The sequence below is a fragment of the Paracoccus onubensis genome (assembly GCF_003591515.1).
Classification (GTDB): Bacteria; Pseudomonadota; Alphaproteobacteria; order Rhodobacterales; family Rhodobacteraceae; genus Paracoccus; species Paracoccus onubensis.
Map to the genome: position 1 here is coordinate 1 of NZ_QZCG01000010.1, position 14,252 is coordinate 14,252.

Genomic DNA, 14,252 nt, shown 5'->3' on the forward strand with positions numbered 1-14,252 from the left:
CTTCCAACCCCTGTTCCTTCCAACCCCCCATACCCCCCAGAGGTTGGAAGCCGCCCTTGGGGCGCGGCACCAACCCAAGAAAGAGGATACTTTCGATGACCAATGCATCGACGATGAGTGACATGATCGAGTATCGCGGCCGCGCCTATATCGACATGCAGGGATATCGGTTCGAGGCCCTGATCGACATGGTTGCCAAGTCGATGGCGGTGATGAAGCACCTGTACGACGCGATGAACGATCCCCGTAGTCGGGAGGCATGGCAATGACCGGGGGGTGGGTGAAACTCCACAACCGGCCAACTCGGTACCGGCGAGCATCAGAGACGTTTTTTGCTAACACAGTTTTTTGTCTCTCACGCACGCGCGCGAGGGCTGCATGAACATGAAAGGAATCTGAAATGACTGACGATAGAGAGAAGGCCGCATGTGATCGCGCGATTGCCAAAGCCGCAAAGCTGATGGTCGGAAGCATCGGGGCATCGCATGAAATGATGCTTGACCGGCTGTTAACCTTCACGGCGGCGCAAATGGTGTCGATCACCGGAAAGGCCGAAGCCGTTGAGGCATTCCAACAATGTGCTAAGGCGGTTGAAGGCGGCATATTCGATCGCCTCGACCCGACCGCACCCAACAATAAGCATTGAGATTCGTTGACTTTCCCGCTGCATTGTGCTAAGTTTTGGTTGTCAGATCGGCCACCATACCGACGACACCCTTCGACTGCACCGGCCACCAAACCGGGCACGAGGCAAAGCAAGCGGGAAATATCCCGTCCTTTTCCGTGTCTGCATAGGTGGCAAATGGATCCCCTACAGAAATTTACTGACGACCTTCGCACCGCGACCGCGTTCGAATTGGACGTGAAAGCGGCTGCCGATGGCACTGTTACCGGCTGGGCATCGACCTATGGCGGTGAGCCTGATCGTCATGGCGATATTGTTCAGCCTGGCGCGTTCACAAAATCACTGGCGCAGCATGCCCAGCGCGGCACCCGCCCGGCGATGCTCTGGCAACATCAGATGGAAAACCCGATCGGTCACTGGATTGATATTCAGGACGATCCGAAAGGGCTGCGTGTTACGGGCCGGTTCAATCTCAAGACTGACCGGGGCCGGGAGGCGTTCGAGCACGCGCGGGCTGGTGACGTTGCTGCATTCAGTATCGGCTTTGTCACGCCAGAGAATGGACGCCGCTATATCGGCAAAGGCGTCTGGGCGCTGGATGAGGTCGATCTGGTCGAAGTCAGCCTTGTAAGCGCACCAGCCAACACCAACGCAATCGTGACGGCGGTTAAAGCCGCCCCGCACCTTTCCACAAAATCGGATGCCGTCGAGTTCCTGCGTCACGCTGGGCTTTCCAAGGCGGCGGCACAACGCTTTGCGGCGGGAGGTTTCCCGGCGCTGGCAACTGACACCCAAGCGCATGAGCGCACCCTGAAACTGGCCCAGATGATCGAGCAGGCCACCGATCTTATGAGGAAAACATGACCTACCATTTCAAAACCCCCGGCAGCCGCGCAGTTGCTGCTGTCCGCAAGCACCTGATCGAAACCAAGGATGCAGGCGACCCTTTCGAGACCCTGGCCAAGAAGTTCGGCCAGCACGCGGATGAGACGCTCCGGCGGATCAAGGAAGTCGAAGCAGAGCATGCAGGCACCCGCGAAGCTATGCGCGGCATGGAACAGATGATCGCCCGAGATGGCGTTGCTGCGCCCACGCGCGCAAAATCATGGGGCGAACAGTTCGTTGAAAGCCCCGGCTTGAAATCCTTTTCGGAGGATGGATCGCGCCCCGGGCGCTACCGTGTTGAGGTTAAGGATATCACGACTGGCGCGACCAGTGCCGGTGCGATGGCGCCCAACTATCGCGATAGCGAAGTTACGACGCTGGCCCGGCAGCGGATGACCGTGCGTGATTTGCTGTCCACGGTTCAGATGAGCGGCAACGCGGCGGAATACATCATCCAGACCTCGCGTCCAAACGGCGCAGCGACGGTTGCAGAAGGGGCATTGAAGCCCGAAAGCGATATGGCGCTGGAACTGCGCACCGCCCCGGCGCGCGTCATTGCGCACTGGATCACCGCCTCGCGGCAGGTGCTGGACGATTCCGCCCAGCTTCGCGATCTGATTGACGGCGAACTGCGCTACGGGCTGCAAGAGGCCGAGGAAGTTCAGTTGCTGAATGGCGACGGCACCGGCAGCAATTTGACCGGCCTGATTCCAAACGCCACCGCCTTCACCGACCCGCTGGGTGCCACCAGCCCAACGATGATCGACACGATTGCATCGGCCATCCTACAGAATGCGCTGGCGAACCTGCCCGCAGAGGGAATGATCGTGCATCCGGCAGACTGGACCGCCATGCGGACCCTCAAGGATACCGATGGCAAATACATCCTGGGTCATCCTGCTGATGCGGTAGAGCCGCGCCTGTTCGGGCTTCCTGCTGTCGTGACCCCGGCAATCGCGCAAGGATCGTTCCTTGTCGGCAACTTCCGCCGCGCAGCGACGATCTATGACCGCTGGCAGCCGACAGTCCAGGTCAGCAACAGCCACGATGATTATTTCGTGCGTAACCTTGTCGCGATTCTTGCCGAGGAACGGCTGGCGCTGGCGATCAAGGATCCGCTGGCACTGACCTATGGCCAGTTTCCGACCGGTGTCTAACCGGTAGGGGAGCGGGGCGCATCTGCTATTGCGTCCCTCGCAAGTTGGATGCGACTGCACCTCCGAACGCATCCCCTGTCAGTCGGAGAGTGAGGTATAACCCCGACAGCGTGCGGCAGTTAATCCAAGCGCGGCACGCACCAAGAGACGGCAATGATCTGCCGAAGCGACCAATCTGACCCTTTCGAGGGACCATAGGCCGGGGCGGCGGGATGTTGCTCCGGCCTTTTGATGTGTGGGAGTGCAATTATAGGCGGATTTTCGCTTGCAGAATCGCAATCATCTGATGAGCATTATCTAATCGGACGATAGCGATATAGTGGGCATGTAAGGTTGGCGGAAACAAAAAATATTTTATTCTTTTGTGATGAGGCGGGCCAGGTTGCTGATGAATGGTGCTCAGTTGCTGGCCTTTCAATGCCGAGGCAGGTAGCTGGCGAGGCGACAAAGGACTTAGCGCGGATTAAAGCAGAGCTAAACCGAAACGGTGAAGTCAAATGGGTTAAGGCGAAATCGTTTAACGGAAAAATCCAACGCGCCTACATAAATTATTTATTTGATCAGATCGGCATGGGACGGATGCACTTTCACATTCGATTTAATCCAATGGGAGAATACAACCATAATTTAAGCGGGCCTAGAAAGCGAATAGACACCGTAAGTAAGAGCTTCTATCAGTTGCTACTGCACCGGGCTGCCCGCCACTACAGCAAGCATCACGTGGTAGTTATTCCTGATGATGGAGATTGCACCAGTGCGCTTCCTGACCAACTGGGTGCTCTTAAATATGAAGCTGGAAATAAGTATGGTCCAAATGCTTATGACTGCATCCAGAAAATACAGCCCAGATCATCAGAATCTGAACCAATGCTGCAACTCCTAGACGTTACGTTGGGTGCACTTGCGTCATATCGCAATGGGCGCCACCTGAGTGCCTCAGTTGGAATAAAAAGAGAACTCGCCGAGTATGCTTTCGAGCGAACAGGCTGGCCAACGATAACAGGAAACTGTCCAGCTTACGCGCGAGCGATAAGCCGATGGAATGTAACGCCTAAAATTCATAGATAGGTAGCACGGCCTATAGCCCTATCCGTTAAGAATACCAGACTAGTGTCCGGGGCTTCGGGCTATAGGCAAGTGAATGATACAACAATTGTACATTTACGGTCAAATTAATAATCTTTTGCCTTATCCCGCCACCGAGCGGGGCTTTTTCATGCCCGTGAAGTCCGCGTTAATCCAGAATGCCGGGTACGATCACCGGATCAAAGCGGAGCGATCCTGTTGTGCATTCGTGCCATTCCATGCCGGCATTAGCCTGATCTTCCGTTCCGAAGCACCAGCCCTTGTCATTCAACGCATTGCCGTAGATTGCTCGCGTGACGCATGCGGCCCGTGACTTCATGGTGTCACCCGAAAGACCCCGGCACATATCGTCCGCGTCATCGTAAAGCTCGCGCAGTTCCTCGATCGTTTCTGTCGCATCGGCAAAGCGCGGTTCAGCCACTGCCATACCGGTCGCTGCCGACAGGACGATGAGCGCAAGCGCTGTTTTGCAGGGAATGTTCATTCTGCACCTCTCGGAAGTTCTCTGACGATCAATCGCCCCCGTTGGTATCCACCCACGTTGTTTCACTCTGATGGAGTTTCGTGCTTTTGTTTCGCCGACCGGCCAGCCACCAAACGAATGCATAGGCGGCAGCGCCCCCGCCAAGAAGAGCATATTCAAGCCATGTCATTCCCGCACCACTTCATCGCCGCGCCGCTCATCCAGATAGATGCGGATCATTTCAGGCCATTGTATTCCGGCATCCACAGAGACGAACAGGTGCAAACTTCTCATATCTCAAATTCCTCATGCGGCTTCACGGCATCTCCGCGCATGATAGACCGGATTTGTTCAACGTCCCAGCGCTCATGCCTGACTGGCCCCGGCAATGCGCCTGCCTCGACAAGCTGCCGGAACTCGGCCGGCTTCATGTCGAGAAGCTTGGCGGCAGTCTCTAATCTCACGAACAGAGGTTGGATCATCGAATTACGTGCCATCTTGATGACCATGCTCTTTCAACCAATCTCGCAGAATTATCATGACTAGGGATGATACAGACCTGTCGTCATCCGTCGCCGCCTTTTCCAGCGCAGTTTTCATTTCGTCAGGAATTCGGAACGATAGAGCAGCTTGCTTTGCCATTAACACATTCTCACACATTTTGTGTTGACTTGTATTTTAATGTATGAACAATGAAGCGGGCTGACAAGGTGTTACAGCACCCAATCAGCCCTAACCGAAACCCTGATCTACGGAGGATCAGCGCATGGCTACTCATTGCCATATGGCCCCTGGCTTGCCTAATGCAAGCCTTCTCGAACTCCACGACCTTCTAACCCTCGCTCTGGACGCCAGCGAACGCGCTACCGGCTACACCCAGGCCGAGCGCGAGGCCCGCAGCTACACACGCGCCGCGCTGCGCCGTGTGTCCCGGTACATGGAGGGCGCAGCATGAGCGAGCAACAACCCAGTATCCTTGACGCGCAGGACGCGCTTAGCGCGGCCCATTCTGCCGCGGAACTGATATTCATGTCCGCTGACTTCTTCGATAGCCAGAACGGCAACGCACTCGCCTATGGCGCAGGCCGCATACAGGAAGAAATCCGCAGGGCAAACGAAATTCTGGACGGTCTGAAAGGCGGTGCGGCATGACCAGTTGGGACAAGCAATGCACGGCGATCAGCATTATCCAGCAGCATATCTTGGCGCTGGAAACCTGCCTCGATCCGCGAAAGGCGTTCGGCTCCGAGCCGATGCCGATCCCTGCCTTAGAAATGGCCTTGAAAATGCTGGATGAGGTGTTTGCCGATCTGGATCATACCTGCGCCCCGGCGAAGGGAGGTGAAGCATGAGTTATCCATTTCACCCCGAGAACATCATCAAGACCGATCAGCCAGAGGAATGGGCAGGCAGTTGCAGCTACTTGGTCGGCAGCCTTGTGCGTACCGCACAGCTTGCCCTTGAGAATACCGGCAGCGGGGCATGCACCGATGAGGAGCGCATTTCTGCGGCTGCCAGCACCTTGGAGATCGCGCAGGCGCTATTGGGGATCGTGATCGACGGAACCGAAGCGCTGCAAGCTAAGGCCGGTGCGGGCCTCTACAGGAGGGATGAGGAATGAAAACCAAGGGCCTATTACAATTGGATGCCATGTATCTGCGACTGGTGATCGAGGCCGCCGACTTCATCGACAATGAAAACGCGGGCGGCGACAACCGGAACCTGAGCAGTATCGTCACTGGCCTGATCCATGTCGCGGGCAAGATGGCCGCGCAGCTTGAGGACGGCTTTGACGAGCTGGCCTGACACTGATCGCCCCGGCTTCGGTCGGGGTGATTCTCTCATGTTCCGATATCTTCCGCTTTCAAGTGGGGGAAGGATTGGCGGAAAAGCGGTTATTGAAACTGCCAATAATGCTTATAAATCAATTGGTTAAATGGTGATTATTGGCGGAGGCGGTGGGATTCGAACCCACGGTGGGCGTTAACCCACGTCGGTTTTCAAGACCGGTGCATTCAACCACTCTGCCACGCCTCCGACATCGTGGGATTATCCCGACAAGAGTGCGGGTGCAACCGCAGATCGGGTTAGCGGTTCAGGCTTACGATATTGGTTGCACTGGAAATCTCGACCCTGGAAATCCGGGCAAGTTCGACATTCGAAATTGCCAGGGCAACGGTGATCGAATCAACTGCCGGATTTGCGGGCAGGCGGGCGGCCTGACTGTCTGGCGCAGGAGGTTGGGCCGCAAAACGCAGACGCAGCACGCCATCGGGATCGGGTGACAGCCTGTCGCTTGGCTGTGGGCGCATTGGCACCAGCCTAGCGTCATGATATCCTTTGGTCGGTGCCAGACCGGTAGCCACAAGCAGCCTGCCCTCGTTCAGCGGCTCCCAGCGGGCCGAAACGATCTGTGGGATCCCCGCGGGCAGATTGGTGACGATCGTTCCATCATCTGGAATCAATGACACCGGCTGTTCTCTGTTACCGCCACCGCCGAACCAGCCAAAAGGATTCAGGCCACTATCGCTGCCGCGTCCGCCACAGCTGGAAAGCAGAAGTACAAAGACCAGCAAAGATGCAGTCAGTCGAGTCATTTGGCATCCCCCGCGAAACACTATTCCGACTGTTAAGGGAAAGCGGCGCGGCATTAAAGCCTCTTTGACCTTCATCCTCGCGCGGGTTAATTCATTCTGGAAAGGAATCTCCATGGCCAGCTCCGCTTTTGAAGACATTGCCGACACGTTCGAGTTTCTTGATGATTGGGAGGAACGTTATCGTCACGTGATCGAATTGGGCAAGGCCATGCCGGAGATGGACCCCGCACTGCAGGTGCCGGCGACCAAGGTTGAGGGCTGTGCGAGTCAGGTCTGGATCATGCCGCGCATCGAAAACGGGCGGTTCGATTTTCAGGGTGACAGTGACGCGATGATCGTGCGCGGCCTGATCGCGATCCTGCATGCGCTTTATTCCGGGCTGACCGTGGCTGAGATCGGGCAGGTGGATGCACAGGCGGAACTGGCGCGGCTGGGGCTGGACGAGCATCTTTCCTCGCAGCGGTCGAACGGGCTGCGGGCCATGGTGCAGCGGATCAGGCAGCTCGCCGCCGACGCAGCGTGATCCAGCCGCCGCCCAGCACGCGGGTGCCGCCGGTTTCATAGAAGACACAGGCCTGACCGGGGCTGACACCTTCTTCCGCATCCAGCAGTTCGACCTCGGCCCGGGTCCGGTCGACCGGGCGAAGAATCGCAGGGCGGGGCGGCCGGGTGGAGCGGATGCGGACCAGGCAGGGAATTTCGCCTTCGAAAGGCTGATCACCCAGCCAGTTGACCTCGGTAACCGGCACGATGCTTGTGGCAAGAGCCGATTTCGGACCCACCACGACCCGGCGCATTTCCGGATCGAGTCGCACGACGTAAAGCGGTTCGCTCAGGCCGCCGATGCCAAGGCCGCGGCGTTGACCGACAGTGTAGTGAATAACGCCGTCATGGCGCCCCAGGGCATTCCCGTCGGTATCCACGATCTCGCCGGGATCAGCGGCGCCGGGCCGCAGTTTTTCGATCACGCTTGCATAATCGCCGTTCGGCACGAAGCAGATATCCTGACTGTCCGGCTTGTCCGCCACAGAGAGGCCGTATTCCGAAGCCAATGCCCGCGTTGCAGCCTTGCTGGCAAGGTGACCAAGAGGGAAACGCAGGAAATCGAGCTGCTCTTGCGTGGTCGAGAACAGGAAATAGCTTTGATCGCGTGCCGGGTCAGCGGCCATGTGCAATTCCGCCCGGTCCGGGCCGGCTTTACGCTGAATATAATGGCCGGTCGCCATGCAATCCGCATCCAGATCGCGGGCGGTTTCCAGCAGATCGCGAAACTTCACCCTTTCATTGCAGCGGATACAGGGCACGGGAGTAGCTCCGGCAAGATATGCGTCGGCGAATTCGTCGATGACGGATTCCCGGAATTTGTTTTCGTAATCAAGCACGTAATGTGGGAACCCCATCCGTTCGGCGACCCGCCGGGCGTCGTGGATATCCTGCCCTGCGCAGCACGCCCCTTTTTTCGCCAATGCGGCGCCGTGATCGTAAAGCTGAAGGGTGACACCGATCACGTCATAGCCTTCGGATTTCAGCTTGGCAGCCACGACCGAACTGTCCACACCACCGGACATTGCCACTACCACGCGGGTTTGCGCTGGTGGTTTGGCAAAGCCGAGGCTGTTCAATCCATTGTCGCGCGCGATCGCGCGATCATGGGCAAGCTGGGTCATGCATGGGCTCCGGAGGCAGGAAAGCGGCGCTAATTTGCATCGAAATATAGTCAAATTCCTTGCATTCTCAAGTCATGCGCGGCCATGGAATAACCGCAGATTAAGCCATGGATGTTGAAATTCCCCTGCTTTTGATCAGTTACAGGGGAACCAGGACGTGATAAAAAAGAACAGGCCCGTCACCGCAACCTTACCGGATGGCCGGATCTTGACCGTTGCGGATTTACCGCCTCCGGACACAAGATGGGTGGCATCGCGAAAAGAAATTGTTGTAAACGCAGTTGCTTACGAGCTGATTTCAAAAGATGAGGCGTTGAAACGCTATGATCTGACAGAGGAGGAATTCGATAGTTGGTGTCGGGCGATGATCGATCACGGCGCATCGGCGTTGAAGGTGACATTTTTGCAGCACTACCGTAAGTAGGAAAATTTTAAGGAATACATTCGATGAGTGTGGTAACGTTTCATAAAGGATCCTCGATTAGTATTTTCACAGGGTGTACAGAATGGCATGAGGATCGCAGACCATGCGAATTTTACTTATAGAAGACGATCCAAACACGGCGCGGGCGATCGAACTGATGCTCACCTCGTCGAACTACAACGTCTTTATCACTGAGCAGGGCGAGGAAGGCATCGATCTTGCGAAGCTGTATGATTACGATCTGATCCTTCTGGATCTCGATTTGCCGGATATGAGCGGTATGGAGGTGCTTCGGAACATCCGGCTGTCCCGGATTGCGACACCGGTGCTGATTCTCACCGGCTCCGCGGATATCGAAAGCAAGCTGCGTAGTTTTGGTTTCGGTGCCGATGATTACATGACCAAACCATTTGATCGCGATGAGTTGCTGGCGCGTATCCGCGCGGTGGTCAGGCGTTCCAAGGGGCATAGTCAGGCAATCATCGAGATTGGCGAAATTGTCGTAAATCTCGATTCCCGCTCGGCCGAGGTGCGTGGCAAACCCGTCAACCTGACCGGTAAGGAATATCAGATTTTCGAGCTTCTGGCGCTGCGAAAGGGCACCACGCTGACAAAGGAGATGTTCCTTAATCATCTTTATGGTGGCATGGACGAGCCCGAACTGAAGATCATCGACGTATTCATCTGCAAGCTCAGGAAAAAGCTGAGCGAAGCATTGGGATATGCCTGCCCGATTGAAACGGTCTGGGGGCGTGGTTACGTCATGCGGGAGCCACTTCCTGTGGAGAATGAGAGGCTGGCTATCGGACGTTGACCGTCAGCCTGACGCGCGATTGCCGACGGGTTCATATCTAGCCGCGTGATCTTGACAAGTCTTGCCTGCTGTAAATGCTGTTGTTTTCCGTATTGGGGCGGCGGAAATCGCGCTTTATAAGGGTGCTGGTTTTCCTCTGGAGCAGGGAAGCGCATCGCAACGGCAAGACAGGCATATCGGAATGGCGAAACGGAATCTTGACGCGTCGACGCAGGAGTTGGCGGGACTGACGAAAGAGCAGGCGGCCGATGAGATCGTTGACCTCACTGCCAGGATTGCGCGTGCCAACCAGGAATATCACGCGAATGACATGCCGCAGATTTCCGACGCGGATTACGATGCGTTGAAGCGACGACTGTCAGAGCTTGAGGAATCCTTTCCCGAACTGAGAAGCCCAGATACGCCCTCGGACAAGGTTGGCGCCGCGCCTTCCGAGGGGTTCGGCAAGGTGACGCATGCGCAGCGGATGATGTCGTTGAGCAATGCCTTCAACGATGAGGATGTGCAGGATTTCACCAATCGGATTCGCGGTTTCCTGAATCTCGGACCCGATTCCGCCCTGGCCTTCACGGCCGAGCCGAAAATTGACGGGTTGTCGCTGTCATTGCGCTATGAAGATGGCGAACTGGTTCAGGCCGCGACACGCGGCGACGGGATGATTGGTGAGAATGTCACTGCGAACGCACGGACCATTGCCGATATTCCCCAGAGATTGCAGGCTGACGCGCCGGGAATTGTCGAGATTCGGGGCGAGGTCTACATGGCGCATGACGATTTTGCGCGACTCAATTCCGGTGAAGGCGCACGTATCTTCGCCAATCCGCGCAATGCCGCCGCCGGTTCCCTGCGGCAGCTTGATCCCAAGATCACCGCTACTCGACCACTGAAGTTCTTCGCCTATAGCTGGGGTGAATTAACCACGCCGCTTTCGGATACGCAGATGGGTGCGGTCGACCGAATGGCAGAATTGGGTTTTCGGATCAACCCGCTGACCCGTCTGTGTCCAGGTCCGGACGAAATGATTGCCGCCTGGACCGAGATCGAGCAGCAGCGGGCAACCTTGGGCTATGATATTGACGGGGTGGTCTACAAGGTCAACGATCTGGGCTATCAGGCCCGGCTGGGCTTCCGTTCGACCACGCCTCGCTGGGCGATCGCGCATAAATTTCCGGCGGAAACCGCCTGGACGCGTCTTGACCGGATCGAGATTCAGGTGGGCAGGACCGGGGCGCTTTCGCCGGTTGCGCGGCTGGATCCGGTGACTGTTGGCGGGGTCGTCGTCTCGAACGCGACGCTGCATAACGAGGATTACATCGCCGGAAAGGACAGTTCCGGCAATCCGATCCGCGAGGGGCGTGATATCCGCGCGGGCGATTGGGTCAAGGTCTATCGTGCTGGTGACGTGATTCCCAAGATCGCCGATGTGGATCTTGCACGGCGTGAGAATGACAGACCATATCAATTCCCGACCCATTGCCCCGAATGCGGTTCCGACGCGATCCGCGAGCCAGGGGATTCGGTTCGCCGTTGCTCGGGTGGGTTGATATGTCCGGCACAGGCAATTGAAAAACTGAAGCATTTTGTTAGCCGATCTGCATTCGATATCGAAGGGCTGGGAGCAAAGCAGATCGAGATGTTTTTTGCCGATGATATTCTGCCGATCCGCGAACCGGCAGATATCTTCACATTGGCAAAGCGCGATGCCGCGAATATCGGCAAGCTGAAGAACCGGGACGGTTTTGGCGATCGTTCGGTCGGGAAATTGTTCGATGCAATCGAGGAAAAGCGTCGTATACAATTGGAAAGGCTTCTTTTCGCAATTGGTATACGACATCTCGGAGAAGTGGCTGCAGTGACTTTGGCCCGGCATTTCGGAACCTGGGAGGCATTGGTTGTGGCAATCGACGGCGCGGCGACCGAACCTGCCTTCACAGCCAAGGATGACAAGGCGCGCCGTGCCGTTCTGGATGAAAGTCCAAACTGGTCCGAACTGGCGGGAATCGATGGTATCGGCTCGGTGCTGGTGACAACGCTCGTGACGAGTTTCACCCAACCGCGCGAGCGCGAAAGCATCGACCGGCTGACCGGGATGCTGGATATTTTACCTGCCAAGGCACGTTTGGCGACACAAACCGAGATCAGTGGCAAGACATTGGTATTCACCGGCACGCTCGAGCGCATGACGCGGGCCGAAGCCAAGGCGCGGGCCGAGGCGATGGGGGCCAAGGTGGCCGGTTCGGTCAGTGCCAGGACGGATCTGCTGATCGCCGGGCCCGGGGCGGGATCCAAGGCGAAAAAGGCTGCCGATCTGGGCGTCGAGATCATCGACGAGGATGAATGGATGCGGATCGCGGGACAATGAGCATGCCGAAGGGCAGGCCCCCGTCGCTTTTCCCGCTTTTCGCCGCAATCGACACCTTGCCCGGTATCGGGCCGAAGGGGCAGGCCGCCCTGATGCAGATGGGAATCGAGCGGCCCCGTGATTTGATCATGACGCTGCCCTCGTCGGGGATCACCCGCCGCCGGATCCAGCGGATCAATCAGGTCGATCCGCCCGAGATCGTGATTGTCGATGTGACGGTCGGCCGCCATTTTCCGCCGAAAACGCGCGGTCGTCCGTGGCGGGTGCATTGCACGGATATGCATGGCGATGATCTGACTCTGGTGTTTTTTCATCCCCGGCGCGACTGGATCGAAAACCAGCTACCGACCGGGGCGCGCAGGATCGTCAGCGGTAAGGTCGAACTGTTCGACGGGCTTGCGCAGATGGTTCATCCTGATCATATCCTGCGTGAAGTCGACCCGCCGCCTGCGGCATTCGAGCCGGTTTACCCTTTGTCGCAGGGCCTGACACAGCGGATGATGAGCAAGGCGATATCCGCGGCGATGGAGCATCTGCCCGAGGTCAGTGAATGGATCGACCCGCAATTGCTGAAGGAGCGCGATTGGTCCGGATTCGCCGATGCTCTGAAGCTGGCGCATGATCCGCAATCCCCCCGCGATTTGTCGCCGGATAGCCCGGCGAGGACGCGTCTGGCCTATGATGAATTTCTGGCGCATCAGATGACATTGGCTCTGGTGCGGCGCGAAAAACGACGATTGAAGGGCAGACCTACTAGCGGCAATGCCGCACTGCGCCGGAAGGTGCTGGGCAATTTACCCTGGCCTCCGACGAACGCGCAAAATCGGGCCGTCGACGAAATCGCCACCGATATGGCCAGCGATCGCCGCATGAACCGGCTGCTTCAGGGAGATGTGGGTGCGGGAAAGACGCTGGTCGCTATGCTGTCTGCCCTGATCGCGGTCGAGGCCGGCGGGCAGGCGGTGCTGATGGCGCCGACCGAACTCCTTGCCCGTCAACATGCGCGTGCGCTTGAACCTCTGGCGCGGGCGGCAGGGGTAAGACTGGCGGCACTGACCGGGCGAAACAAAGGCGATCTGAGGGCACAGCTTCTGGAAGACCTTGCGCAGGGGCGTATCGACATTCTGGTCGGAACCCATGCCGTTTTCCAGAAAGACGTGCATTTCAAGGATCTTCGCCTTGCCATCATCGACGAACAGCATCGTTTCGGCGTCGCGCAGCGGCTGGAACTATCGGCCAAGGGCGATGTGCCGCCTGATATGCTGATCATGACCGCAACCCCGATTCCGCGCTCATTGGCCCTGACGCAATATGGCGATCTGGATTTGTCAGTGCTGGACGAAAAGCCGCCGGGGAGGCAACCCATCACCACGGTGATGATTTCGGATCAGCGGCTGGATGAGGTGACGGCGCGCCTGAAGGCGGCTTTGGACCGGGGTGCGCGGGCCTATTGGGTTTGCCCGCTGGTCGATGAAAGCGAAGTCAGCGACCTGACCGCGGCAGAGGCGCGGTTTCAGTCGCTGAGGGCGCAGTTCGGCGAAGAGGTGCGGCTGGTTCACGGGCAGATGCCGCCGGATCAACGTGACGCGGCAATGGCTGATTTCGTTTCCGGTCGCGCCCGTATCCTTGTGGCGACTACGGTGATCGAAGTCGGGGTCGATGTTCCGGAAGCCACGATCATGGTGATCGAACGGGCCGAGAGTTTTGGCCTTGCACAGCTTCATCAGCTTCGTGGAAGGGTTGGTCGCGGACAGGAGGCCTCGACCTGCGTGCTGATGTATCACGCGCCACTGGGTGAAACCGGCGCGCGCCGCCTGACGACCCTGCGCGATACCGAAGACGGCTTTCGCATTGCCGAGGTCGATCTGGAGATGCGAGGAGCTGGCGATGTGATAGGAACCGCTCAATCCGGATTGCCTCGCTTCCATATCGGCGATCTTGAACATCAGGCGGGCCTGATGTCTGTCGCCCGGCAGGATGCTCGCGCTTTGCTTGACCGCGATCCGTCTTTGGAGAGCGCACGGGGGAGGGCGGTACGCTTTCTGATGTGGTTCATGCAGCAGGATCAGGCTATCCGCCTGATTTCGGTTGGGTGAAATATTCTATATCCGGTTTGAATGGGCAGGAAACAGGACGATGGTAACTCCTTGGGCGCGTGACGGGGATAGATGT

The 14,252-nt window shown here is 57.5% G+C and carries 19 protein-coding genes and 1 tRNA gene; 14 read left to right on the forward strand and 6 right to left on the reverse strand.

Annotated features, from left to right (window positions below; genetic code table 11):
- Positions 1 to 95: 95 nt before the first annotated feature.
- From D3P04_RS23405 to D3P04_RS14640, 5 genes are all read left to right on the forward strand, one after another.
- On the forward strand, positions 96 to 269 hold the full coding sequence (locus D3P04_RS23405; RefSeq protein ID WP_182912882.1) for a hypothetical protein: 174 nt from the start codon (positions 96 to 98) through the stop codon (positions 267 to 269).
- Positions 270 to 400: 131 nt separating this feature from the next.
- Positions 401 to 646 (forward strand): hypothetical protein, encoded by a 246-nt coding sequence (locus D3P04_RS14625; protein WP_119750187.1) that lies wholly within the window; start codon positions 401 to 403, stop codon positions 644 to 646.
- A 156-nt stretch (positions 647 to 802) separates the two neighbouring features.
- The gene (locus D3P04_RS14630) at positions 803 to 1,489 is read left to right on the forward strand and encodes an HK97 family phage prohead protease (RefSeq protein ID WP_119750189.1); all 687 of its coding nucleotides are present in this window, start codon (positions 803 to 805) and stop codon (positions 1,487 to 1,489) included.
- Positions 1,486 to 2,667 carry a phage major capsid protein gene (locus D3P04_RS14635; RefSeq protein WP_119750191.1) on the forward strand — a complete coding sequence of 394 codons (1,182 nt, stop codon included), beginning with the start codon at positions 1,486 to 1,488 and terminating at the stop codon, positions 2,665 to 2,667. Before D3P04_RS14630 ends, D3P04_RS14635 begins: the two co-directional genes overlap by 4 nt.
- Before the next feature lie 333 nt (positions 2,668 to 3,000).
- On the forward strand, positions 3,001 to 3,735 hold the full coding sequence (locus tag D3P04_RS14640; protein ID WP_220475358.1) for a DUF3800 domain-containing protein: 735 nt from the start codon (positions 3,001 to 3,003) through the stop codon (positions 3,733 to 3,735).
- A 166-nt stretch (positions 3,736 to 3,901) separates the two neighbouring features.
- On the opposite strand, the gene D3P04_RS14645 is transcribed toward D3P04_RS14640, so the two are convergent.
- The 3 genes from D3P04_RS14645 to D3P04_RS23970 form a co-directional block, all read right to left on the reverse strand.
- Positions 3,902 to 4,237 carry a hypothetical protein gene (locus D3P04_RS14645; protein WP_119750193.1) on the reverse strand — a complete coding sequence of 112 codons (336 nt, stop codon included), beginning with the start codon at positions 4,235 to 4,237 and terminating at the stop codon, positions 3,902 to 3,904.
- A gap of 269 nt (positions 4,238 to 4,506) precedes the next feature.
- Positions 4,507 to 4,725 carry a hypothetical protein gene (locus D3P04_RS14650; RefSeq protein ID WP_232845023.1) on the reverse strand — a complete coding sequence of 73 codons (219 nt, stop codon included), beginning with the start codon at positions 4,723 to 4,725 and terminating at the stop codon, positions 4,507 to 4,509.
- The gene (locus D3P04_RS23970; RefSeq protein ID WP_119750197.1) at positions 4,703 to 4,876 is read right to left on the reverse strand and encodes an Arc family DNA-binding protein; all 174 of its coding nucleotides are present in this window, start codon (positions 4,874 to 4,876) and stop codon (positions 4,703 to 4,705) included. The genes D3P04_RS14650 and D3P04_RS23970 overlap by 23 nt, the downstream gene beginning before the upstream one ends.
- A 291-nt stretch (positions 4,877 to 5,167) precedes the next feature.
- Here D3P04_RS23970 and D3P04_RS14665 point away from each other — a divergent pair, with 291 nt between their 5' ends.
- From D3P04_RS14665 to D3P04_RS14680, 4 genes are read left to right on the forward strand one after another with little or no spacing between them, the layout of a single operon-like run.
- Complete coding sequence (locus tag D3P04_RS14665) at positions 5,168 to 5,368, forward strand: hypothetical protein (RefSeq protein ID WP_119750201.1); 201 nt, start codon at positions 5,168 to 5,170, stop codon at positions 5,366 to 5,368.
- The gene (locus D3P04_RS14670; RefSeq protein WP_119750203.1) at positions 5,365 to 5,568 is read left to right on the forward strand and encodes a hypothetical protein; all 204 of its coding nucleotides are present in this window, start codon (positions 5,365 to 5,367) and stop codon (positions 5,566 to 5,568) included. Before D3P04_RS14665 ends, D3P04_RS14670 begins: the two co-directional genes overlap by 4 nt.
- The gene (locus D3P04_RS14675) at positions 5,565 to 5,837 is read left to right on the forward strand and encodes a hypothetical protein (protein ID WP_119750205.1); all 273 of its coding nucleotides are present in this window, start codon (positions 5,565 to 5,567) and stop codon (positions 5,835 to 5,837) included. The genes D3P04_RS14670 and D3P04_RS14675 overlap by 4 nt, the downstream gene beginning before the upstream one ends.
- The gene (locus tag D3P04_RS14680) at positions 5,834 to 6,022 is read left to right on the forward strand and encodes a hypothetical protein (RefSeq protein ID WP_119750207.1); all 189 of its coding nucleotides are present in this window, start codon (positions 5,834 to 5,836) and stop codon (positions 6,020 to 6,022) included. Before D3P04_RS14675 ends, D3P04_RS14680 begins: the two co-directional genes overlap by 4 nt.
- 141 nt (positions 6,023 to 6,163) lie before the next feature.
- On the opposite strand, the gene D3P04_RS14685 is transcribed toward D3P04_RS14680, so the two are convergent.
- Positions 6,164 to 6,253: transfer RNA gene (locus D3P04_RS14685), tRNA-Ser, on the reverse strand.
- Between the two features lie 50 nt (positions 6,254 to 6,303).
- Positions 6,304 to 6,813 carry a hypothetical protein gene (locus D3P04_RS14690; protein WP_119750209.1) on the reverse strand — a complete coding sequence of 170 codons (510 nt, stop codon included), beginning with the start codon at positions 6,811 to 6,813 and terminating at the stop codon, positions 6,304 to 6,306.
- 112 nt (positions 6,814 to 6,925) lie between these two features.
- Between D3P04_RS14690 and D3P04_RS14695 the strand changes: the two genes are divergently transcribed.
- Positions 6,926 to 7,336: a SufE family protein gene (locus tag D3P04_RS14695; RefSeq protein WP_119750211.1), complete on the forward strand. Its 411-nt coding sequence runs from the start codon at positions 6,926 to 6,928 to the stop codon at positions 7,334 to 7,336.
- Here D3P04_RS14695 and mnmA read toward each other — a convergent pair.
- Positions 7,308 to 8,480 carry a tRNA 2-thiouridine(34) synthase MnmA gene (gene mnmA, locus D3P04_RS14700; RefSeq protein WP_119750213.1) on the reverse strand — a complete coding sequence of 391 codons (1,173 nt, stop codon included), beginning with the start codon at positions 8,478 to 8,480 and terminating at the stop codon, positions 7,308 to 7,310. The genes D3P04_RS14695 and mnmA overlap by 29 nt on opposite strands.
- A gap of 157 nt (positions 8,481 to 8,637) precedes the next feature.
- Between mnmA and sciP the strand changes: the two genes are divergently transcribed.
- From sciP to recG, 4 genes are all read left to right on the forward strand, one after another.
- Positions 8,638 to 8,904, forward strand: a complete 267-nt coding sequence (gene sciP / locus D3P04_RS14705; protein ID WP_119750215.1) for a CtrA inhibitor SciP — start codon at positions 8,638 to 8,640, stop codon at positions 8,902 to 8,904.
- 103 nt (positions 8,905 to 9,007) lie between these two features.
- Positions 9,008 to 9,718, forward strand: coding sequence for a response regulator transcription factor CtrA (ctrA, locus tag D3P04_RS14710; RefSeq protein WP_119750217.1), 711 nt, complete (start codon positions 9,008 to 9,010; stop codon positions 9,716 to 9,718).
- Between the two features lie 181 nt (positions 9,719 to 9,899).
- The gene (gene ligA / locus D3P04_RS14715) at positions 9,900 to 12,080 is read left to right on the forward strand and encodes an NAD-dependent DNA ligase LigA (RefSeq protein ID WP_119750219.1); all 2,181 of its coding nucleotides are present in this window, start codon (positions 9,900 to 9,902) and stop codon (positions 12,078 to 12,080) included.
- Between the two features lie 2 nt (positions 12,081 to 12,082).
- Positions 12,083 to 14,176: an ATP-dependent DNA helicase RecG gene (gene recG / locus D3P04_RS14720; RefSeq protein ID WP_119750524.1), complete on the forward strand. Its 2,094-nt coding sequence runs from the start codon at positions 12,083 to 12,085 to the stop codon at positions 14,174 to 14,176.
- The last annotated feature ends 76 nt before the right edge of the window (positions 14,177 to 14,252 follow it).